The 22,373-nt window shown below is 43.1% G+C and carries 17 protein-coding genes; 13 read left to right on the forward strand and 4 right to left on the reverse strand.

Going from position 1 to position 22,373, the window contains the following annotated elements; all coding sequences use genetic code 11:
- Positions 1 to 25: 25 nt before the first annotated feature.
- Positions 26 to 1,387, reverse strand: coding sequence for an MATE family efflux transporter (locus ABUA31_RS08125; protein WP_022216274.1), 1,362 nt, complete (start codon positions 1,385 to 1,387; stop codon positions 26 to 28).
- A gap of 255 nt (positions 1,388 to 1,642) precedes the next feature.
- Here ABUA31_RS08125 and ABUA31_RS08130 point away from each other — a divergent pair, with 255 nt between their 5' ends.
- From ABUA31_RS08130 to ABUA31_RS08145, 4 genes are all read left to right on the forward strand, one after another.
- Positions 1,643 to 2,689 (forward strand): SGNH/GDSL hydrolase family protein, encoded by a 1,047-nt coding sequence (locus ABUA31_RS08130; RefSeq protein ID WP_117874480.1) that lies wholly within the window; start codon positions 1,643 to 1,645, stop codon positions 2,687 to 2,689.
- Positions 2,690 to 2,757: 68 nt separating this feature from the next.
- Positions 2,758 to 3,912: an SGNH/GDSL hydrolase family protein gene (locus tag ABUA31_RS08135; protein ID WP_022216276.1), complete on the forward strand. Its 1,155-nt coding sequence runs from the start codon at positions 2,758 to 2,760 to the stop codon at positions 3,910 to 3,912.
- 209 nt (positions 3,913 to 4,121) lie between these two features.
- Positions 4,122 to 4,601: a cyanase gene (locus ABUA31_RS08140; protein WP_015533612.1), complete on the forward strand. Its 480-nt coding sequence runs from the start codon at positions 4,122 to 4,124 to the stop codon at positions 4,599 to 4,601.
- A 109-nt stretch (positions 4,602 to 4,710) separates the two neighbouring features.
- Positions 4,711 to 6,063 carry an MATE family efflux transporter gene (locus ABUA31_RS08145; RefSeq protein ID WP_349818989.1) on the forward strand — a complete coding sequence of 451 codons (1,353 nt, stop codon included), beginning with the start codon at positions 4,711 to 4,713 and terminating at the stop codon, positions 6,061 to 6,063.
- 93 nt (positions 6,064 to 6,156) lie between these two features.
- Here the strand turns inward: ABUA31_RS08145 and ABUA31_RS08150 are convergent, their stop codons facing one another.
- The 3 genes from ABUA31_RS08150 to ABUA31_RS08160 are packed head-to-tail and all read right to left on the reverse strand — an operon-like array spanning position 6,157 to position 8,584.
- Positions 6,157 to 7,035, reverse strand: a complete 879-nt coding sequence (locus ABUA31_RS08150; RefSeq protein ID WP_055147563.1) for a YitT family protein — start codon at positions 7,033 to 7,035, stop codon at positions 6,157 to 6,159.
- 38 nt (positions 7,036 to 7,073) lie between these two features.
- Positions 7,074 to 7,733, reverse strand: coding sequence for a TatD family nuclease-associated radical SAM protein (locus ABUA31_RS08155; protein WP_349818990.1), 660 nt, complete (start codon positions 7,731 to 7,733; stop codon positions 7,074 to 7,076).
- Between the two features lie 23 nt (positions 7,734 to 7,756).
- Entirely contained in the window at positions 7,757 to 8,584 is an 828-nt protein-coding gene (locus ABUA31_RS08160; RefSeq protein WP_349818991.1) for a pyridoxamine kinase, read from the reverse strand.
- 197 nt (positions 8,585 to 8,781) lie between these two features.
- Between ABUA31_RS08160 and ABUA31_RS08165 the strand changes: the two genes are divergently transcribed.
- The 9 genes from ABUA31_RS08165 to ABUA31_RS08205 all read left to right on the forward strand — a co-directional run bounded on the left by ABUA31_RS08165 (position 8,782) and on the right by ABUA31_RS08205 (position 22,140).
- Positions 8,782 to 11,901, forward strand: coding sequence for a diguanylate cyclase domain-containing protein (locus ABUA31_RS08165; protein ID WP_349818992.1), 3,120 nt, complete (start codon positions 8,782 to 8,784; stop codon positions 11,899 to 11,901).
- Positions 11,891 to 13,600 carry a histidine kinase N-terminal 7TM domain-containing protein gene (locus ABUA31_RS08170; RefSeq protein ID WP_349818993.1) on the forward strand — a complete coding sequence of 570 codons (1,710 nt, stop codon included), beginning with the start codon at positions 11,891 to 11,893 and terminating at the stop codon, positions 13,598 to 13,600. The genes ABUA31_RS08165 and ABUA31_RS08170 overlap by 11 nt, the downstream gene beginning before the upstream one ends.
- Complete coding sequence (locus tag ABUA31_RS08175; RefSeq protein WP_349818994.1) at positions 13,597 to 14,850, forward strand: ATP-binding protein; 1,254 nt, start codon at positions 13,597 to 13,599, stop codon at positions 14,848 to 14,850. The genes ABUA31_RS08170 and ABUA31_RS08175 overlap by 4 nt, the downstream gene beginning before the upstream one ends.
- A 76-nt stretch (positions 14,851 to 14,926) precedes the next feature.
- The gene (locus ABUA31_RS08180) at positions 14,927 to 15,556 is read left to right on the forward strand and encodes a response regulator transcription factor (RefSeq protein ID WP_349818995.1); all 630 of its coding nucleotides are present in this window, start codon (positions 14,927 to 14,929) and stop codon (positions 15,554 to 15,556) included.
- A 171-nt stretch (positions 15,557 to 15,727) separates the two neighbouring features.
- Positions 15,728 to 16,675: a hypothetical protein gene (locus tag ABUA31_RS08185; RefSeq protein WP_349818996.1), complete on the forward strand. Its 948-nt coding sequence runs from the start codon at positions 15,728 to 15,730 to the stop codon at positions 16,673 to 16,675.
- 84 nt (positions 16,676 to 16,759) lie between these two features.
- Entirely contained in the window at positions 16,760 to 17,407 is a 648-nt protein-coding gene (locus tag ABUA31_RS08190) for a TM2 domain-containing protein (RefSeq protein ID WP_349818997.1), read from the forward strand.
- Positions 17,408 to 17,507: 100 nt separating this feature from the next.
- Positions 17,508 to 18,038, forward strand: a complete 531-nt coding sequence (locus ABUA31_RS08195; protein ID WP_349818998.1) for a DUF3592 domain-containing protein — start codon at positions 17,508 to 17,510, stop codon at positions 18,036 to 18,038.
- 15 nt (positions 18,039 to 18,053) lie between these two features.
- On the forward strand, positions 18,054 to 19,349 hold the full coding sequence (locus tag ABUA31_RS08200) for a zinc ribbon domain-containing protein (RefSeq protein WP_349818999.1): 1,296 nt from the start codon (positions 18,054 to 18,056) through the stop codon (positions 19,347 to 19,349).
- Positions 19,350 to 19,431: 82 nt separating this feature from the next.
- A complete protein-coding gene (locus ABUA31_RS08205; RefSeq protein ID WP_349819000.1) occupies positions 19,432 to 22,140 on the forward strand; it encodes a fibronectin type III domain-containing protein in 2,709 nt (902 codons plus the stop codon).
- The last annotated feature ends 233 nt before the right edge of the window (positions 22,141 to 22,373 follow it).

Consider the following 22,373-nt stretch of genomic DNA (forward strand, 5'->3'; position numbering starts at 1 on the left):
ACTATGGATATCTGTGGGATCATTTTTATTTTTTCATCCGGTTAAGCTCCGGTATTACGGTTAACAGCATTGTGAAAAAGCATGCGCTTCCTCCGAGTATATTTGATATAGGTTCAGCCATGAATACGCCATTTGTTCCGAGATGGAAAGCATACGGCAGCAGGTATGTAAGAGGGACTACGATGATCGCCTTTCTGAGCAGAGAGAAGAAAATCGCCTGCTTTTTCTTGTTCAGCGATTTGAAAGTAGTCTGGCCGATATACTGAAGCAGCATAAATGCAAATGCAGCGAAATATATTTTGAGAGCCGGGATGGAGTCACTTATAAGTGAACTGTCTGAGCTGAATACAGATATAAGTGCTCCCGGAGCAATCAGGATGATTCCCCATGCTATGACCATATATATCACTGCAAGCAGAGACATGATGGCTATGGATTTTTTGACATGATCGGGCTTTCTGGCTCCATAATTGTAGCTGATGACTGGGGAAGCACCTTCGGCTATTGACCAGATAGGAGTTTCGACGATCTGTCTGACGCTTGACACGATGGTCATGACTGACACATAGACATCGCCTCCGGTACGTGACAGGACACTGTTACAGCATATTGATACAAGGCTGTTTGTGAGCTGCATCACAAATCCAGCGGTTCCCAGACTGACAATATCCTTTGCATATGTCACACACTCCCTGAATTGTCCCAATGAAAGCAACTTTACCTGCAATTCGGCTTTGTTCTTCAGAAAGTAGAGGACAAAAGCGGCAGACATGATCTGCGATATCACGGTGGCTATGGCCGCACCTCTGACGCCGAGATGTAGGACAAATATAAATACGGGATCGAGAATACAGTTGGCGGCAGCACCGACGGCCACTGTCAGCATACCTGTTACAGAATATCCCTGTGCATTGATGAATGGGTTCATGCCTGTTGATACCATGGATGGCAGAGTGCCAAGCAGATATATCATCATATATGGGTACGCATATGTGAGTGCGCTTTCCGATGCTCCGAACAGGACCAACAGCGGTCTTGCAAATATCATACCGACAGCCATGAGAATAATGGCAGCACCACATAACATAGTGAAGGCTGTATTCATTATGGTATCTGCGGTTTTATCATCCCCCATCCCTCTTCTGATTGAGAACAGAGGGGAACCGCCACTGCCAAACAGATTGCTGAAGGCAGTGATTATGATGGTGATCGGGAAACAGAGACCGACTCCGCCGAGAGCAGCGGTGCCCACATCAGGTATTCTTGCTATGTAGATCCGGTCGATCACGTTGTACAGAAGACTTATGAGCTGAGCCACTAGCATAGGCATGGCCACACCGAGTATATTTTGAGTTATCTTTCCATTTTCAAAGTTTACTCTTTTCATAGATTTCATTCCTTACAAAATGTATTGAATAGTTTACTTTCATATAATAGAACTGCAGTTAAAAATAATCAATAGACGTATATGGGGGTGTGTTATAGATATGAAACTACCTTCTCAATCATATTTTGTTTAAAGTGATTAAAAAATAATTAATATTTAACTAAATTAAGTTTGACTATTAGGTAGAGCTTAACTAATATGAAAACAGAAATGTATAATGTATATAGAACAAATGGAATGACAGGAGACAATATTATGAAGATCAAGCCAAATGATGTTATGATCAGGTATACAGGACGTATTGACTGGACAGATGCGGAGAAGCCGGTGTGGGTATATCCTTGTACATCTGCGGAGATGAAATTTACGGGCAATACTCTTAAGATAAAGGTGTCCAACAGGAATAACTATTGGGACAATTATCTTGGATGTATAATCGATCAGTCGCAGAGAAGTTATCTTTTAAATAAAGAGGGAATTACAGAACTTGATATAGTTGTTCCGGATAACGATACAAATGAACATTGTGTACTGTTCTTCAAGAGACAGGATGCATGCCATGAGGTAACAATACTTGAGTATGAGATTGGAGATGGGGAGAGACTTCTTCCTTTGAAACCGCTGTCAGGCAGGCGAATAGAGGTGTATGGAGATTCGGTGTCAGCGGGCGAGGTATCGGAGGCTGTCGACTGCGTTGGAAAGGAAGACCCGGTACACAATGGCGGTTATTCTAATAGCTGGTATTCGTATGCGTGGATTACTGCAAGAAAGCTGAAAGCACAGATTCATGACATAGCCCAGGGAGGGATAGCTCTCATGGACAGGATAGGATGGTTCCAAGAGCCGAATCGGATTGGCATGGAAAGTGTGTGGGATAAGGTTCACTACAACCCTACATTTGGTCCGGTGACACAGTGGGATTTCTCTCAGTACACACCTCAGGTTGTTATAGTTGCTATAGGACAGAATGACAACCATCCGTATGATTTTATGAAAGATGACTATAACGGCAGGCAGGCGGAAACGTGGCGTGACCATTACATGAAATTTCTGGGAAAACTCAGGAAGACATATCCGGATGCACACATAATCTGCTGTACCACACTTCTCTGTCACGACTGTTCATGGGACAAGGCTATAGATGAAGTGGTTGACACTATGAATGATAAAATGATAACTCATTATGTATATGGAAGAAACGGATGCGGCACGCCAGGACATTTGAGGATACCGGAGGCGTGTGAGATGGCAACGGAGCTGACCGAATATATAGAAGGTCTCGAAATTGAGGGGTGGAATTAAATTATATCCTAACTTAGAGGTAAGATAGGATTATTAATGAGCTGATGTTCAAATATGGAGGATGAACCATGGAAAATTATGATCTTGAAAGAATAAAATCAGTTATACAGCGCGCCCAGAGTGGACAGGAACTTACAATAGGTTTCCTTGGCGGTTCGATAACGCAGGGAAGTCTGGCGACGGAGCATGAAAATACTTATGCATACAGGGTATACAAGTGGTGGTGTGATACATTTCCACAGGCAAAGTTCAATTATGTGAATGGCGGAATAGGCGGCACAGACTCATACTATGGTGTGTCCAGGGCTGTGACTGATGTGCTCATGTACCAGCCGGACTTTGTGGTTGTGGATTTCAGTGTAAATGATGTGGATAACATATACTGTGAAGAGACCTTTGAAGGTGTGCTGAGAAAATTGCTTTGCTGGTCATCAAGACCGGCGGTGGTGGTGCTCAATAACGTTTTCTACGACACGGGTGTAAGCACCCAGGATATTCACAACAGACTTGCAGATCACTATGGAGTGCCACATGTGAGCGTGCACGACACCATATACAGGCGGATGAAGGCGGGAGATTATAACAGGATCGACATAACCCCGGATGGACTTCATCCAAATGATAAGGGACATGGTCTGGTAGCCGGTGAGATAACAAAGTTTCTTGAGAGAATTATGGATGATCTCATACAAGATGAGAATTTGACTGATGACTCAAATACGGATGCCGCAGATGCTGGCGCGGACACAGAGAATGATATCCAGGACGAATCAGCCTGCTCATGTGTACTTCCGGCACCTGTGACCGCAAATGCTTATGAGTATGCAAAGAGGCTTACCATACGCGAGATATGTCCTAAGCTTTCAGGGTTCAGGGCTGATACTCATGAGAAGATGGGACACCTTGATCATTTCAAGAATGGATGGATCGGAGAAAATGCCGGTGATAGCATAACATTTGAACTTGAGGGCAACTGCATAGGAATACAGTACAGAAAGACAATATCAAGACCTGCTGTCAGGGCTCAGGCTGTGCTTGATGGAGATGTTGAGCATCCGGTTTTATTGGATGGCAATTTTGATGAGGACTGGGGTGATTGTCTGTATATAGAGCCTGTGCTTCATCACGATGAGAAGAAGAAACACACACTTGAGATAACGGTTCTTGATGATGAGTGTGTGGGTACAACACCATTCTATCTTATGTCCATAATAGTTGCATGATAAGTATGTGATTAAGAGAATGACAATGTTCAGATTGGCATAGATATTTGAAGAATTAAATTAAAATAAACAATATTGTGTATTGCAATATTGGGGATAGAGGACTATTATTAGCTCAGATGTACAAAGAGGTACTGCAGAATCTTGCAGTGCCTCTATTTTTTATGATGAATTTTATATCCGTACAGATTTTTGAGGAGGATGATATTATGACACCGATGAACAATGCAGATTATCTTATCAGATTGCAGCACGCAGATGAACTTGACGCTATGAAGGCAGCAAAAAAGGCAAGCGGACTCACATATGAGGCGCTGGCAGAGAAAATAGGTGTGAATAAAGTATGGCTCGCATCAGCATTTGAGGGACAGCAGTATGTGCCTGAAGAATATTGCGATAAGCTTGCAGAAGCACTGGGAATAGATAAGTCAGCCACGGCATTTCTCGCAGAGCACCCATATAAAGGCAACACGGATCCTATTCTCTACAGACTTCATGAGGTCATTGATACATATGGCCCTGCCATCAAGGACATAATCCACGAGCAGGGCGGAAATGCCATCATGAGTGCCATCGATTTTGGCCTTGACGTGGATGTGACTGAGGATGCCGAGGGCAACCACAGAGTCATCATCAAGTTTGACGGAAAACTCCTGCCATATGCCAAGAAAGGACAGTATCCTTGGTAGAGTTGATGTGTTGACATTACAATTGTTGTAAGGTTTAATATCATGTGGGGACGGAGGTAACGGACGCCCTCCGTCCACATCAACATGAAAGACGAGGCCATACAAATCAATGGAAAAGAACCTTACGACCGGCAGTGTGCCAAAGACGATGGCGTACTTTACACTGCCTTATCTATTATCTTATTTTCTACAGACTCTATACGGGATGGCGGATCTGTTCATCATAGGGCAGTTCTGTGGCAATGATGCCGGAGCCACCACAGCGGTGGCAAATGGCTCCCAGGTCATGCACATGCTCACGGTTATTCTGGTGGGACTTGCCATGGGAACAACTGTTGTCATAGGAAAAGCAGTGGGGGCGAAGAAGCTTCAGGATGCACAGGCGGCCATAGGAAATACAGTCACCATCTTCATGATAATATCAGTATTGCTTACAGTAATGCTGCTCATTTTTATAAATCCAATAGTTGCAGTTATGGATACCCCGGAGGAGGCTGTCAAAGGAATCACGGATTATCTGATAGTATGCTTCATAGGAATTCCATTTATAACAGCATACAACGTGATAAGTTCCATATTCAGGGGACTTGGCGATTCTAAGAGTCCTATGTACTTCATCGCGGTTGCATGCGGCCTTAATATTGCACTTGATTATATATTTATAGGTGTCTGTGGCATGGGCCCTCTTGGCGCAGCACTTGGAACAACGCTGGCTCAGACGTTCAGTGTCATCATATCATTTGCCGCAATAAAGAGGATGAATACAGGGCTGAAGCTCACGAGAAATGACTTTGTTCCGAGAAAAACCGTGCTCGGCGAGGTAGTGAAGATCGGTCTCCCGGTGGCTGTTCAGGACGGATGCATACAGATCGCTTTCATTGTGATAACAGTCATAGCCAACAACCGTGGTGTTAATGATGCCGCGGCAGTTGGAGTTGTGGAGAAGATGATAAGCTTTATATTCATAGTGCCATCCTCCATGCTGGCAACTGTATCCGCGCTTGCCGCCCAGAATATAGGAGCGGGAAAGCACGACAGGGCGGAGCAGGTCCTGAGATACGCACTGGGGATCATAGTGGCTTATGGAGTCATTGCAATAGCTGTTGTTGAACTGTTTGCACCTGAGCTCGTGGGACTTTTCAGCAAGAACAAGGTGGTTGTGACCATGGGTGTCCAGTATATAAGCAGCTATATCGTGGACTGCGTATTTGCGGGAATACATTTCAGTTTCACCGGATATTTCTGTGCCTATGGCAAATCCTACATAGGATTTATACACAATATGATAGCCATAGTATGTGCAAGGATTCCGGGATCTTACATTGCATCTATCATGTATCCAGACACATTGTTCCCGATGGGATTTGCGGCACCGGCTGGATCATTTATATCCATAGTGATATGCGTGGGAGCATTTGTGTGGATGAAGAGGCGCGGTACGTTGTATAAGACAAACTTATAAGAGATATGTATATTGGTGACAGGAATGTTTATTGTGCGTTCATTTCGTAAAGGTATTATGATCGTTCGGATACAAGTGGCAGTTCATTGATCATCAGTCGTGAGGAATATCATGGAACCTACCGTCCAGCTCCTCGGTCTTGACCACGTTGATAAATGCGTGCTCATCGATCCCACGGATCATCGGGATGAGCTCACGCTTCGCTTCCGAGTTGATGACGGAGTAGATGAGGGTTTTCTCCTTCTCCTCGTAACATCCGACACCCTTGAACAGAGTAGCGTCATGGTGAGTCAGGTCGCTGATGGCGTGGTAGATCTCATTTGACTTGTCGGAGATGATGAACAACGTTTCTTTCTTATATCTCTTATACAGAAGCTGGATCACCTGCGTGCTGCAGAACTGGTAAATGATCGAATACAGAGCCTTTGACCAGCCGAACAGTGCACCGGCGGCGATCAGCATCACGATGTTTCCGAGCAGTATGTAGTTCCACGCATCTATACCCTTCTGGTGGGACAGGAATATGCTGATGAAATCAGTTCCCCCGGTGCTGGTTCCAACGTTCAGGCACAGGCTGATGGCGAGTCCGTTGATGAGACCGCCGAACAGGCTTACAAGCATTATGTCGTCAGTGAATACATATGATGGCAGAATATCCACAAATATACTCGACAGAAGAATGACTATGATCGAATAGAGGGTAAATCTTTTGCCGATATATTTGTATGATATGTATGTGGGAAATAGATTCAGTCCAATGTTGAATACTGCAAAAGGCACGCTTATGTGCAGAAATTTTATTCCAATGTTCTGGAGAAGCAGGGATGCTCCGGAGAACCCGCTTGGAAACAGTCCTGCGGTCTTGGCAAAGCATCGGAGATTCCATGCGTATAGTATAGATGCAAATACGACGATGAACAGGCGGAATATCTGATAAAATCTTGGGTGTTTTAACTCTAGAGATTGAAACATAGCGGTACCTCCTTTGTAAGTGTCACTGTAAAATGCGGTTAATTTTCAAATGGGCGAACCCTCAAAGTCACGCCTAAATCCTTGCATATCTGGCGGCATCGCTTGATCTTATCCTCGGGCATGACCTTGTCAACAACTGTCATGACAACGTGTGGCACGTACCTTTTGGCAAGAACGGCAAAATCCTTGATGGCCGCGTAGGACTGGATCCCATAGCGTGATCTGGTCAGTTCAAGAAATTCATTTTCATCAGGGGCGTTCAGGGATATTGATACAGTGTCGAATCGGCCCTCAAGCTCTGGTGTGACATCTCTCCCATATATAAGATTGGCAAGTCCGATGGTGTTGAGACGGACTTTGAGATTGGAATATGTGTTTTTCAGTGAATCGATCACCGCGCACACGTCTTCAAGTCTCTCAAGAGGCTCGCCAAATCCACAAAATACAAGTTCATTTATGATATTCAGGTCATACTTTGAGAAAATTCCCAGAACCTCCTCTATAGAAGGCTCGCCATCCTTCAGCCAGAGAGTATTGTTCTCCTGCTGCTTTTTTGTCTGCCTCAGGCAGAACACACAGCTGCATGGACATTTGTTTGTCATGTTTACATATATATTTTTGCCTGTGAGATCCCCGCTCTTTGCAATGTCGAGGTAACCTTCCTCACCGACTTTTCCGGTTACAGTGTATAAAACCATAGTTGAATCTCCAATCGTTTAAGTTATTCCTCAGTCAGATCATTCATGTACATCTCAAAGCACAATCCCCAGTTCTCCGGAACATTGTTCTCAACGCAGTAGCTTATGCACTTTGATACATATGAAGCGGCCTTTTTCACGGACTCATAGACGCTGTGTCCGTTCAGATACATACCCGCAATGATGGCTGCGATCACATCTCCGGTGCCGCTCCTGTCGCCGCCGATCCTGTCAACCATGACCATCTGGAAATCCTCATCCTTGTTGTAGATGAAGTTGGCTATCTGAGTCTTATTGAAATGTATTCCTGTCACAACGATATGTTCCGGTCCCTGCTCCGCCAGGGCCATGCACATTTGCCTTAGCTCGTTCACGGTCACAGTGTGCTCCGGATATGGAAGATCAAGGAGGGTGCAAAGCTCCGTCAGATTAGGAGTGATAATGTCGGCATATTTTACAAGCTCCTTCATCTTGCTGCACATAGACGCGGTATAGGTTGGGTACAGCTTGCCGTAGTCACCCATGACGGGATCGACGATAACAAAATTCTTCTCGTTTTTAAAGTATTTGATAAAGTCGATAACTATATCAACCTGTTCCTCAGAGCCGAGAAATCCTGTGGATATGGCATCGAACTGCAGCTCCAGATCTTTGTAGGTCTGGATGTAATCCCGCATTTTGGGTGTGTAGTCATCAAAGTAAAATATAGGAAACTGTGTATGTGTAGATAGTATTGCCGTCGGCACAGTGACAGCCTGGATCTTCATGGCGGACACTATCGGCGCCATGACAGCGATGGAACATCTTCCGAATCCTGTAACATCATTTATTAGAGCGATTTTTTTCTGCATCTTAGTTCTCCAAATTCAATAAATATAGTAGATTTTATCATCAAATGCAGGTGTGTTCAATATTTGAATTCCGTCAGATCAAGTGAAATTTATGTGCAAAAGGAAGAGAATAGGTAAAATTTCCACATTGCCCCATATCTTGATAAGTAGTAAAATATAGGCAAATTTTGTATGGCTGGTGTTCAGGAGGAATGAGTATGAATGAAGTCGTTTTGAAGATATATGTCTTTTCGTCAATTATAATAGCCGTCATGGATATTATACTGGCGATGAAATCCATAAAAAAGAATAAGACGACGGGAAGGTTTCTGGGACTTGCCTGCATAGGAGCAGCTATAGTCGATATCAGTTATCTTATCAGCATTATAAGCGATTCGTATATGGCCATGTCCGTCATGTCGAGTATATATTTCGTAAGCATTGATTATATGCTGGTATGTCTGCTCATATTTATTGTTTATTTTACAAAAGGACGTTTTTCAAAGTATGGAAGAGCAGCGATAGGCGTCTGCTTTTTTTACTGCCTGTATGAGCTTGTAATATTTGCCATAAATCCATTCAAAAATATAGCGATAGGGTATGTCAGAAGAGACACCGTGATAGCAAAATACAGCTATGATATGAAACCGCTGTATGATATGCATCTGGTTTTTTCATATGCGCTGGTGGGAGTGGTACTCATACTCCTTTTAAAGAAGCTTTGCAAGATTCCACATGAATATCGTTTGCAGTACAGCAGTGTCATCCTGGGAATTCTTGCGCTTGTCGGGATAAATGCAATATTTCTCTACGTTCCGGGAGCGGAGGTATACAAACTTCTGGATTATTCCATCTGTGGCTACAGTCTTACATCATATATTCTGTACTGGAGCTGCTTTAATTATTCAACCCATGGAATGCTCAACAAACTAAAGACAAACATATTCGAGAATATAGGTCAGGGAATAGTTTTGTTTGATTATGACAATCATTTGATCCTGCACAATGACAGGGCGGATGATTTCCTTGGAAAGGAACTCCTCTGCAAATGTGAGAATCTGCAGCAGTTTCTTGAGACGTATGATCTGTCCGTTGATCTTGCAGCTGATGACGACAGTTTTTCTCTGCAGTGCTATATAAAAGGTGATGATGGAGACAGACCTTTAAGGTGCGATATCAGAAGGCTTGACAACAAGGAAGGCTACAAACTTGGTCAGATGTTTGTATTTTCTGATATATATCTGGAGACGGATATGCTTACAGGATTTCAGAAATGGGATAGCTTTCAGAGACTTGCCATGGAAGAGGTGGACCATTTTACGTTTCCGGTTGGAGTGGCAATATGCGATATCAACGGATTGTCTGTGATCAACAGCACTCGTAGTAATCAGGCGGGTGACCAGAGGATAAATGCACTTGCGGGCATCATGAGAAAGAACTTTCCAGAGAGAACATATTATGTCAGGGGTATTGATGCGCACCTGATAGCACTTTGCAGTCACAGCAGTGAGGAAGAGATGACGGCATGTGTTGAAAAGGTCAAAGAACAGTATGATGGAAGTATACAGTATGCAGTGGGGGTGGCTGCGGATGAGGGACAGAGCATCGTCGCTGCAATCACTGATGCGGCAACAGCCATGAAGACAAAAAAGCTTGTGGACAGTGAATCATCGCACTCAGATATGCTGACATCGCTTATAAGGGCTCTTGAGGAGTGCGACAGCGATACGGAACAGCATGTGCGTCGTACACAGGAGCTGGGGGCTGAGCTTGGCAGACGAATAGAGCTGTCAGATATCCAGCAGAGCAAGCTGGCGCTGCTCTGTCTGCTCCATGACATAGGGAAGGTAGGAGTTCCTATGGAGATACTCAACAAGCCGGGAAAACTCACGGATGAGGAATGGAAGATCATGCGTTCCCACGTTGAGAAGGGTTATGAGATCGCCATGAGCAACACAGAACTCAGACAGATCGCGGAGGAGATAAGGCATCATCATGAGAGATGGGATGGAAATGGATATCCGGATGGACTGAGCCGTGAAAGCATACCGGTTCTGTCACGTGTGATCGCGGTGGTCGATGCATTTGATGCAATGATCAATGACAGACCTTACAGAAAGGGTATGCCGATATCAAAAGCGATAGAAGAATTAAAGAGCTGCGCGGGCAGCCAGTTTGATCCATATATAGTTTCGGAGTTTATAAGGCTTGTATCAGAGAAGTATGCAGATTCGCTGGCAGCTGACTCAAAGCAAGGGGCTGCTGATGGTGGTGTCGGTGCAGATGGTAATGGAGAGAATGTTGGTGATCGAACTGCCCCAGGAGATGGTCTGGCGGACGCTGATGGTGATGGCGCCAGCACAGACGACGAACAGACAGAGATCCGGATTATGGCGCGCAGACAGATGGCGGATTTTACTGAATATGGCAAGGATGCGTTTCGTGTACATACAGTCAAATATAGCAGATATCTGGTGGATGAAAACTGGAGGATCATATCTGTAGACGATAATTTTGAGGAGCTTACGGGTTACAGCAAGGAGGACATAGAGAATAATATCATAACCCAGATCGACCTTATACCGGACGAGGATAAAACAGAATATCTCTGTCAGGTAAATGCGAATCTGGCAAAGAGCACATTTGTATTTCAGGAACACAAGATACATAGGAAGGATGGCAAGGATATATATGTATTATGTACTGGAAGAATGTTTTATGATTCGGCACTTCAGAAAGACAGAGGAGAAATAGTAATAGTGGATGTATCAAGTACATATGCTTTGAAGATGCTGACAGATGCGGAGCAGAATAAGGCGGATGTGAGACTCAGAAACTGGGAGAATACCTATCGTACAGATCCCCTCACAGGACTTTTGAACCATGCGGCATTTAGAAGTGACATGGAGCAGAGACTTCTTGAGTGTACGCACACAGCGGTGATGATCATGATGGATGTAGACAGATTCAAGCAGTACAACGACACCTACGGACATCACAATGGCGACAAATATCTTGTCCTTGTGGCACAGACACTGCAGGCGGCACTCCGCGGTGATGACCATGCATGCCGTATGGGCGGTGATGAATTTGCAGCCATGCTGTTCTTCAACAAGAGTGTGTCTGATGACGTGATAAGGGAACGTGCTCAGCAGATATTTGACAAGGTGAACCTGACTGTGAAGGCCACAGAGGGAGGAACAGGAATCTCCATGGGTGCGGTGATCGCAAGAACTGAACTGACATTCAACGAGATGTATGAGGAGGCGGATAACGCCCTCTATGATGTTAAGGAGAGTGGAAGAGGCAGGATTGAGGTGAAGAGGCATGGGGAGTAGATCGTATATCTTCAACATACTTCATAAAGATCTTCACAAAAAACTCCACAAAGAACCTTTGCTTCCTATGAGTCTGATCTTGTTTGCCGTAATTTTGGCATATTCTTTTCGACTTATTGGAAGAGGAAGTTTCTATCCTACTCTGTTTTCTTATCTGCGTAGTTTCATTTATATCGGGCTTTATGCCGCTTGGGGAATTTCAATCCGCCAACGTATCGTGCAGAAACAGGTCGGACAATATCTGGTAGGCGTTTCGGTGCTTTTGATTTTGTGGTTTACCTTTCGCTCAGCAAAATACTTTATATTCTGGCAGCCGGTTGCAATAAGATACCAGTGGTATCTATTCTATCTGCCAATGCTGTTTGTACCCATGCTTGCACTGCTGATCGCAATGTCTCTGGGCAAGCCCGATGAATATAAACTGCCAAAATCTGTCTGGCTATTGTCTGCCGTTTCGGGAGTTTTGCTTATTCTAGTGCTTACGAATGATCTACATCAATTAGTTTTCACATTCCCTAAAGATGCGGATGTCTGGTCTGATGCAGATCATGGCTACGGTGTGTGCTATTTTGCCGTGATCGTATGGCAGGTGTTTTGTGCCGTAGCAGCACTTATTTTTATGCTCTTTAAATGCAGGTTAAAGAACGGTAAGCATCGTTATTTGCCCGTAATTCCATTTGCGATATCGCTGGCTTATCTTGCATTGAACTATGTTGGTACGCCATGGCTGAAACACTTATTCGGTGACGTTACGGCATTTCAAAGTCTTATGTATATGCTCGGTTTCGAGGCTTGCATTGCCTGCGGATATATTCATTCAAACAGCCGCTACGCAGATCTTTTTGCCTCATCTGTCGGCACATCGGCAGAAATTACTGACAGAGACTTCAACATTCGCTATGCAGCGTTGAATATTGAACCTATATCAAAGGAAACAATGAGAAAAGCCGAGAAAGCTCCTGTCACAGTAGACGGTGGGCTGACCGTACATACTATGCCCATCGGCGGCGGTTATGCGGTATGGACAGAGGATGTGTCGGCGCTGCTTGCCATTAAGGAAGAATCAGAATGTCTTGCGGAAGAGCTTGCCGAAAGAAATGAGATCCTTCGCTATGAATACAGGCGGGAGTCGAAACGCCGCAAGGTGGAGGAGCAAAACCGACTGTTCGATCTATTGCAGTCGGCAACACAAAAACAGATCAACCGCATTGCGGCATTGACACAGGAATACCGCCGAATCTCAAAATCTGATACAGACAGAGTTAAAATGCTACTTGCCGAGATTGCCGTTTTATGTAGTTATATCAAACGCCGTAAGCATCTGACACTGCTTGCCGACCGAGATTGTAAGGTTGCAGTCAGCGAGCTTGAGAGAGCTTTTTCCGAATCGTTACAGACATTAAAGCTTTTAAATGTACGCAATACTCTGTATGTGGACAGTGAACTTTCCATGATTTCGGACAAAAATGCTGCTGCGATATTAGATTTTTATGAGGAAGTAATAGAAGCAGATCTTGAAAATTTAACAAGTGTGCAGATAAGCCTCGCAAATATAAACGGATTGCGGCTGTCGCTGAATGTCTGTTGCGAAGCCGACCTGTCGATCTTTTTAAATAAAGGTAACGTTCTTTATGAAATGGACGATGACGCAGGCTACCAGCATCTTGTATTTATTATTGAGGGAGGTGCCGCCGTATGAGTGCCTTTTCTTCACTTCCGGTCTTTTTGCAGACCTTAATACCACTTCTGCTGTTTGTGGAAGCTGTGCTTGAATTGGGACTTTTTATATATCAACTTTCGCATCGTTCAAAATTGCATGATAATTTACCGAGTCTTGTGATTTTTGCGTTTTTGCTTACGCTTTTGTTCTCGGTAACACAGGGGGATCCGTTTAATGGCAAGGATGCGTTTTTATTAGATGCCCCCTGGCTGATTTTCATTACAGTAATTTTCGTTGTTGTTGTTCATTTTGCCTTTGCTATGACGAGAGAGTATCGCCGCCGAAAGAACATGCTATCTCCATTTTCCGTTAAAGATGCCACAGACAAGCTGCCTATGGGTTTGTGCTTTGCTGATCCGAACGGGCGTATTGTCCTTTGCAATGACCGTATGCGTCATCTGTCGTTTGCACTGAGCGGGCATGAGTTTCAGATTACCGATGATCTTGAAAAAGCGTTGGAGCACCCCGATAAAAGTATTATTGCTAACGGAGATTGTTACATACTGCCCGATAAGACAGTTTGGCAATTCCGCAAGCAGAATATAACCGTTGACAATGATGAAAACTGGCTTCAAATGACAGCGCATAATGTCACTGAACTTTATAATGGCAACGTTCGTCAAACTGCTATTAACGATGAGCTGAAAGAGGTCAATCGAAAGCTACAAAAAATGTATGAACGAATGGCCGATGATATAAAAGAAAAAGAAATTCTTGACCTGAAAATACATATACATGACACAATCGGAAGAAGCTTGCTGACAATTCGTGATATAATGGAAAGCGACGAAAACACTGACAAAAAGCTTGAGGCTTTACAGGAAGCAACCGCAGTGCTTACAAGTGATCGAGTGACAGCCAGCGGAACGATGGAAGAGGTTGTTCAGACAGCGGAAATCCTCGGTGTAACGGTGATGATGGATGGATGCCTTCCGGCCGATTCACTTGCCGAAGAGCTTACCGTTGTCGCTGCGAAAGAATGTGTAACAAATTGTATCAGGCATGCCGGAGGCAATGAGGTATATATCAGCGTAAATGGGCGAAAGGATGTGTTTGACATTACGATAACGAACAATGGCGCTGCACCGTCGGGTCCTATTAAGGAGGGCAGCGGACTCTCGTCGATTCGCCACAGCATAGAATCTGCCGGTGGAGAAATGCACACTGTATATAAACCACGATTTGAATTGCTGCTTATCATTCCAAAGGATGCGTCAAGTTTTATATGAAAACCTGACATGCAGCACCAGCTCTCACCAAATACGATTATTAATGAGCTGATGTTTAATAAAAGGAGAACGATATATGATAAATACAATACTGGTTGAAGATGATTTATATATTCAAAAGCATTTTGCCGAGCGGCTGAAATCAAACGAAATTTTTCGCCTTGTCGGCGTATATCGTGACGCTTTTGAGGCAGAGAAAAACTGCAATTGTTCAATACAGCTTATTCTTATGGATGTACAAACACAGCACAAGCACTCCGGTCTTGCCGCCGCAAAACGTATAAAAAAAGTTTTTCCAAATATCAAAATAGTAATCGTAACCTCACTTGTCGACCCGCAGGTATTGGAACGAGCAAAGACAGGTGCAGCAGACAGCCTGTGGTATAAAGACCACGGCACAGAGGAGCTGATAAGTGTGATAAGGCGTACCCTTGCAGGCGAAAAAGTATTTCCTGACACCTCTCCTGCAATTGAAATGGAAGGCACAATGTCCGATACATTCTCGCCCCGACAGCTTGATATTCTCCGCTTATACATAAAGGGCTTTACATATCAGGAGATTGCCGATAAACTGGGCATTTCCAAAAACGGTGTGCGCTGGAACTTAGACGATATGGTTGAAAAAGGTAGATTTGAGAATCGAGAAGCGTTGGTTGTGACAGCTATTGAGAACAAGCTCATGGTGACCACTTTAAAAGACGAATAGAGTAAATGAACCCCTTGACTGACACGGTCAAGGGGTTTTTATGTCCCAAAGTCAAAAAAGTTTGAAAATAGTTTTTTCTGTTACTGGCACTTGTGCCAGTGACAGACCTCAAAAAATCCGTACAATAGAATGTGTAAGACTATAGTTGTGAGTAGAAAGGGGGAGCGATGAATGTTGAAATATAACAAACACATTATAACCCTGCTGATGGTTTTAATTATGCCAGCCTTGGTTTCTGGATGCGTGGTAAAACCATCAGATGATTATAATCTGACCGAAGACAAAACAACCGCCAGCTCCACAGAAGCAACCCCAGAGACGGCTACAGAAGCAACCACAGAGGCAACCACAGAAGCAACGGTACAAAAAGACACAGATTTATCAAAACTTCAAAACACAATTCTTGACAACAAAGAATCAGTTGGGATTGCCTATATCGGTTATGTTGGTTACGAGGCTGATGAGGAAGGAATCCTAAATTTCGTAAAAGACAGTCAGTACGCGGATAAATATGATTTTCTCTGCGGAGCTCCACTTGTCAATGTGGGTGGTGCAGAGCTTTATGCGGTAGTTATTGCCGATACAAAATATAGTGTGTCCGTTTATCGTGCGGAAATAACCGATAATGGTGAATATTCTGTAAATACCGACAATGCGCTCTATAATTACAACGGAAACGGAGTTGATTATTTTTTACTGCGATGCAATGAAAGTGAAATACATTCAAATGTATCGCTGAGCTTTAAAAAAGGAAACGACTCTTTTTCGGTATTCCCGATGCTGTCAGGAATGGATGGGCAGCTTGTTGACGGAAAATACTATGATTTTTCGATATATTCCGATTATGTCGGTAGCGGTGAGTCCGAGGATAAGAATGTAGCAATAGCAAGGGAAATCCTTTTGGAGTCTCAGGAGGTGCAATACTACATAAGCATGGGCATGAGTGTACAGTATACGGGTCAGATTGATGAAATTGAGGGACGGCCGTGTTGGATTTTTGCACTCGGCACGGACAGAGACGATCAATTCGTCAGAGAACGTTATTACGGAGTATGTGACAACCTCATATATTATTATGATTCCTTGAACGACAAATGGGAGATGCTCGGAAAAGGATAAACATCCACACAACTTACCGTGTGAGTTAAAGCACGGAATAATAAAATAAAAAAGGGAAAAAAGAAAAAAAAGGAGGGAAAAAATATGGTAGATATTAAATCAATGGCAGCTGCAACAGCCCCGAGGGAGTTTGAACTCTCTTATACAACCACAATTGAAGATGTATACGAAAAGCTTAACACACATGCATCGGCTTTTAAAATGCCTTTCAAAATCAAAGGGGGCATCCCTGGAAAGCGCATTTCTTTTGAGAAAGAACCGAACCTCGACGTTACGGTCTGGGTATTTGTCAAGGACGGCAACAAAATTAAGGTCATGGCAAACATTCAGGAGAATACAACAACCGTCAACGGTATGCGAGTTGACAAAAACAGCGTAATTCAAAAAGGCGTAAGCGGAGTAGCTAATCTTCCTATTCAAAGAGGGGAGTATCTTGATGAGGTGACCGAAAATGTTAAAAAGATACTCAACGGCGAGCAGGTTGAAGATTATGTAGCACCCGTTGGTGTAAGCGGCAGCGGGCAGACAGAAAAGGATTGGCTTGTGGCCCTTCTTCTCTGCCTTTTCCTCGGCGGAGTTGGTGGCCACCGTTTCTATGCGGGTAAAGTCGGATCAGGCATTCTTTATCTTTTCACCGCCGGCGTTTTTGGAATCGGTGTACTTGTTGATCTGATAAAGATCATTACAGGCAAATTCACTGACAAAGACGGAAATCCTATTCAAAAAAAATAGACAGGACTTCTTGACAGCCTTTAGATAAATATGGCTTAAAATTGGGAACTGTGCCTGAACTCTTTCGGGCACAGTCCTGATTGCGAAAGGAGGACTTGTTATGAGTAAAAGAAAAGAAAAAGAGGACATTAAAATGACCATATTTATTATGGTCGCCGGCATAGCATCGATGGTTTTGGGTGTCTTCGGAATTGTCACAAGCAGGATTGAAAAGAAAGAATATGCAGCCTCAACTGATATACGGAAAGTTTCCGCTGTTATTGTTGACTTTTCAACCCACGATAGTAAGGATGACAATGGCGATGTAGATTATACAACATATAAATTCAAAATTTCGTATGAAATTGACGGAAAGACCTATAAAGGAAAGTGCGAAGAACGTGTTTGGCCAAGAGATATCGCAAAAGGATATGCATACGATAAATTGAGAAAAGGCGATACAATAAAAGTAGAGGTCTATAAAACTACAAAAGGAAATTACAAGCTTTCCCCGGAGGGGAATCCCGTTGATTTCCTTCTCTATTGCGCGGCGATCCCTTTTGGCTTGTTCCTCGTTGTTATAATGATATGTGACATTGTAAAAGACAAACGGAAAAAGCAGAGCGAAAATGAAGTGGTCAGCAAGGAATAAATCAGAGGTGATTTTATGGATTTATCAGTATCGCTGTGCATTGCAGCCTCTTTTGCTATATTATGTACATTCTATATCGGTAAAAGTATACTTGTAATGGATTTTTCGGAATATCTTCCCAAGAATTTGAAAAAAGCTAAGATGGAAAGATTGCTGGCAAAAAGGGAAACTCCTCTACAGGATTCGAAAATCCGAAAGGATATAAGAAAAGCATTTGAAAGAGTGCTGATTCCGCTTGGAAAAGCGGATCAAAAGCTTCTTACGGCAAGAATGGACCTGGCTTTCCGAAGAAAAATCGTCAGTCAGATCGATGTACTTAATAAGAATAAGCTACGCCGCAAAATTTACGTCACGGATGTTGTTCCAATTCCTAAGAATAACTTTGAAACATGGAACGATGATGGCAGAGAATGGCGGGAATCGGTTTTGAAGTGCAGCACCCTGGAGCGTTTCGAGTCAATGCAAGGTAACAGGGTTCAGCATGAGATATACCGTAAAAATGCATATCTCCGAATACTTCAGTCGAGACACGTTCGCCGTACAGATCAAAAAGAGAATAAGAAAAGCTATTATCACGATATGTTGAGAATAACCTGCCCGTCATGCGGTGCAAGAGTCAAGCTGAACAGTCAGCAGGTTACATGTGAATACTGCGGAGCCGTTATAAAAAACGAGTTTTACGATTGGCAGACCGAATCGTTTGAGATTTATGAAACAATCAGTACAAATATGAAAAGATTTTTACAGCTTCTTTTGTCCGGTTTCATACTTTTCTTAAGTGTCTTTCTATGCTTATACTTGATCGAGGATACGGAGATTTCCCTTGCGGCCGGTGTCGGTGCAGCGATTCTTGCTTTTGGAACGATTGTTACACCTATTATTTGTGGAAAAGTTAAACAAGACAATTTAGCGAAAAAGATCGTAGGATATTCAGAGAACTACCTCAGATCCTGCTTAAACGAATACTTTAGCAAAAACGAAAATGACAATGATCTGCTTGATTTCAGTATCGGCACGATCAAGCTTTTAAAAGTCTCTAACACAGATGAAATAACAACGGTTAAGTCTGAAGTTTATGGAACAAAAACCTTTCTTCCTGAAAATAAGAAACCGTTTACAAAAAAATTCAAAAAGAAACTGACCATGCAAAGGGCTAGATATCCAGAAAAAAGAAAGTCTGACGGTGAATTTTTTGTTGAAAAGGAATGTCCGAGCTGCGGAGCAACATTCTTGCCAGATGAAAACGGATGCTGTTCTTATTGTGGTTATAGCCTTCACGGAGATAGCGAAAAGTGGAAAATAAAAAGCTGAATCCTGTTAAAATCCTGCAATGCCGATTAGGGTAGGGAAGGGAAACATTTACATATTATTAATTTTAAAAGGAGGGAAACCTATGAACAAAAAGAAAAAACTTTTGACTGTCGTAACATTAGTCATACTGATGCTCGAGGCATCAGTATTCACTGTTTCGGCAGCGGACAATTATTCGGTTGACGAAAACACAACCTATGTAACCAACTTTGCTGAGCTAGAAAAAGCTCTTGAAGCCACCTCAAACGAGACAACCCCACCCGATAAGCTTGTTGTTCTCAAAAACAACATAGATTACGAAGAGCAAGTTCCGGGCGATTGGAGCTATCAGGATGAGCAGGAGTGGTATTCCGAAATCACAGTTAGCTATCCTGGAAAAATCACCCTTGACTTGAACGGAAAAACCCTGAAAGTTACAACAGATATTCGTTCAGACGAGGAGACAAGGGATCTGTTTGTGGTTTTTTCAGGTTCCAAGGCAAACACCGACTTCACAATTACCACAACCCAGTCCGGCGGACAGATAATCTTTAACTCAACAGCCAACGAAACTTCAATGATCGCTGTGAACAACCCAAACGCAGATGTGAATATTCTTGGAAAAGCAGGGAAGTTTATCAACTATAATCTCACTCTTACAGCACAATCCGGAAGTGACACTTATTTAAACGATAAGAACAGGCACCACGTTATTTCCTTCTATGATATAAACAATCTCTATATCACCGGTACTCTTATTCAGAATAATGCACGCGTCCCGTCTTGTATATATTCATACGGACCGGAGCCGCAGGGCAATGTTACAATAACAGGAAACTCAGAAATAGAAGTAATTTCAAATCAGCTTCTTAATGAACAGCCGTTCAGCACAATATATTTCCAAAACACCCCATCCAGCAGAAAAGTAAGGCTTGGCGGCTGTTATATTGGACAAAAGGGAAATGTAAATTCAATCTATTACGGTGGCCAGCCTCCTCATTTCTATGACATAGTTCTATCACAATCTCTGGAAAAGCCGAACTATGTTAGTATGCACAACGGTACCAGGATATACAATACCTGGCCTGACTTTGTTAACTTGGATGCGGATATAAAAATTATCTCCTCCTGTCACGATTCTGAGCCTGAATTAGAGAAAAGGACATCACTTCTTGGTCACTACAAGTACTGTAAAAAGTGTGATGCTCTTGAAAGCTTCCAGGAGCATCAGTTTGGCAGAACTCTCCCTGCTGAAGAGGCAACATGCATCAGAAAGGGAAGAACGGTCGGCTATAAGTGCTTCGACTGCAGATATTATGAGGGTTACACCGAACTGCCAGCACTTGGACACGATTTGAGCGACACCTATACGGTTGACTGGCCGGCAACCTGCGACAAAGATGGAAGGGAATCCAGACACTGCAAACACACAGGCTGTGGGTATGCAATTCAGAAAGTCATTCCGAAGCAGCACCAGAGCCTTGTATGTAATGGCACATACTGCCAAAACTGCAATCAATATGTTAACCCGACCAAAATAGGTTACGGCGACAATTCCTGTAAAAACAAAACCGCTTACTTCTTTACTCCGACGGAAACGAAGGTTTATCTTATCACCATAACTTCGTCAAATCTCGGCAGCGAAAATATTCAGGGAACAGAAGTAAACCTTGTTGAGAATAACCGGCTTAGTGAATCCGTCTCTAGTAACGATAAAGGAAAAGTTACCGAAGTCAGACTTGAAAAAGACAAAACCTACGATGTTACACCGTATATAACTAATTCAGAAAGTCAAGACTGCATAGTTAACATATCCTGTAAGGAACATAATGCGGTTATAGATAACGAAATTAAAGCAACCTGCACAAAGACAGGTCTCACCAAAGGTAAGCACTGCTCGGTTTGCAACACCGTTATAGTCGCTCAGACAAAAGTCAAGGCTCTTGGTCATAAGTACTCCAAGTCTGTTGTCAAGGCAACTCTTACCTCAAATGGCAAGATTACCAAGAAGTGCACTGTTTGCAGTACGATAGCACCAACAATTTCGATAGCGAGAATTAAGTCAGTTTCGCTGAAAAAGTCGGCGTATACATATAACGGAAAGGTTCAGAAGCCTTCGGTCATCGTTAAGGATGCAAACAAAAAAACGCTTAAGAATGGAACAGATTACACCGTTGCTTACAGTAAAAACAAAAATATCGGCAAGGCAACAGTAACCGTTACCTTCAAGGGCAATTACAGCGGCAGCAAAAAGCTGAATTTCAACATTCTTCCCGCCGCGACGAGCAAGATCAGCGTTAAGCAGACCACAAACTCAATCACGGCTTCATGGAAAAAGGTTGCCGGTGTAAGCGGATACAGAGTATACCTTTACAAGGGCAAAAAGCTTGTCAATAGAGCTGATACAACGAAGCTCTCACACACATTTAAAAAGCTTTCAAAGGGTACGGAGTACAAGATTGTTGTCAAAGCCTATAAGAAGATTGATGGCAAAAAGGTTCTTTCTCTCGTTTCAAAGGAGCTTCTGACCGCAACAAAGCTTTCTGCGCCGACTTCGGTCAAGGTCAAAGCAGGAAATAAAATGGCAACCGTCAGTTGGACAAAGGTTAAGAGTGCAAACAGCTATACGGTATATTACAGCACAAAGAAAAACAGCGGCTTCAAAAAGCTCACTGTTATCAAAAACAGCGCAAACATCAAAAAGCTTTCAAGCGGCAAGACCTACTACTTCAAGGTTGTTGCCAACAAGAAGGCTGGAAAGGCTGTTGTGGCTTCTGATTACAGCAAGCTTATAAGCGCAAAAATCAAGTAATGGTGTTATCTGAACCGGTCAACAGATAAATTAAGTCAGACGCATTATTAAAAAAAGGCGAGTTTTAAATTTATGGAACCATAACCGTTCTTATTATGATTTATCGAACATGATTACGGTTTAATAATTACAACCGTTCATAACGCCAAAATAACCGCAAAACCCTGCTGCAGAAATACTCTGCAGTGGGGTTTTTTGTGGCAAAAAAATGGTGTTTCTGTTATGCTGGATAT

Source organism: Coprococcus sp. RTP31081st1_H1_RTP31081_211007 (assembly GCF_040227275.1).
Taxonomy (GTDB): Bacteria; Bacillota; Clostridia; order Lachnospirales; family Lachnospiraceae; genus Coprococcus; species Coprococcus aceti.

Excerpts from the sequence above, each read along its gene's own strand:
- ABUA31_RS08180 (WP_349818995.1), top strand. The coding sequence starts at position 14,927 with ATGATAAATACAATACTGGTTGAAGATGATTTATATATTCAAAAGCAT.
- ABUA31_RS08200 (WP_349818999.1), top strand. The coding sequence starts at position 18,054 with ATGGATTTATCAGTATCGCTGTGCATTGCAGCCTCTTTTGCTATATTA.
- ABUA31_RS08195 (WP_349818998.1), top strand. The coding sequence starts at position 17,508 with ATGAGTAAAAGAAAAGAAAAAGAGGACATTAAAATGACCATATTTATT.
- ABUA31_RS08140 (WP_015533612.1), top strand. The coding sequence starts at position 4,122 with ATGACACCGATGAACAATGCAGATTATCTTATCAGATTGCAGCACGCA.
- ABUA31_RS08150 (WP_055147563.1), bottom strand. The coding sequence starts at position 7,035 with ATGTTTCAATCTCTAGAGTTAAAACACCCAAGATTTTATCAGATATTC.
- ABUA31_RS08155 (WP_349818990.1), bottom strand. The coding sequence starts at position 7,733 with ATGGTTTTATACACTGTAACCGGAAAAGTCGGTGAGGAAGGTTACCTC.
- ABUA31_RS08160 (WP_349818991.1), bottom strand. The coding sequence starts at position 8,584 with ATGCAGAAAAAAATCGCTCTAATAAATGATGTTACAGGATTCGGAAGA.
- ABUA31_RS08135 (WP_022216276.1), top strand. The coding sequence starts at position 2,758 with ATGGAAAATTATGATCTTGAAAGAATAAAATCAGTTATACAGCGCGCC.
- ABUA31_RS08145 (WP_349818989.1), top strand. The coding sequence starts at position 4,711 with ATGGAAAAGAACCTTACGACCGGCAGTGTGCCAAAGACGATGGCGTAC.
- ABUA31_RS08130 (WP_117874480.1), top strand. The coding sequence starts at position 1,643 with ATGAAGATCAAGCCAAATGATGTTATGATCAGGTATACAGGACGTATT.
- ABUA31_RS08190 (WP_349818997.1), top strand. The coding sequence starts at position 16,760 with ATGGTAGATATTAAATCAATGGCAGCTGCAACAGCCCCGAGGGAGTTT.
- ABUA31_RS08205 (WP_349819000.1), top strand. The coding sequence starts at position 19,432 with ATGAACAAAAAGAAAAAACTTTTGACTGTCGTAACATTAGTCATACTG.
- ABUA31_RS08165 (WP_349818992.1), top strand. The coding sequence starts at position 8,782 with ATGAATGAAGTCGTTTTGAAGATATATGTCTTTTCGTCAATTATAATA.
- ABUA31_RS08185 (WP_349818996.1), top strand. The coding sequence starts at position 15,728 with ATGTTGAAATATAACAAACACATTATAACCCTGCTGATGGTTTTAATT.
- ABUA31_RS08125 (WP_022216274.1), bottom strand. The coding sequence starts at position 1,387 with ATGAAAAGAGTAAACTTTGAAAATGGAAAGATAACTCAAAATATACTC.
- ABUA31_RS08170 (WP_349818993.1), top strand. The coding sequence starts at position 11,891 with ATGGGGAGTAGATCGTATATCTTCAACATACTTCATAAAGATCTTCAC.
- ABUA31_RS08175 (WP_349818994.1), top strand. The coding sequence starts at position 13,597 with ATGAGTGCCTTTTCTTCACTTCCGGTCTTTTTGCAGACCTTAATACCA.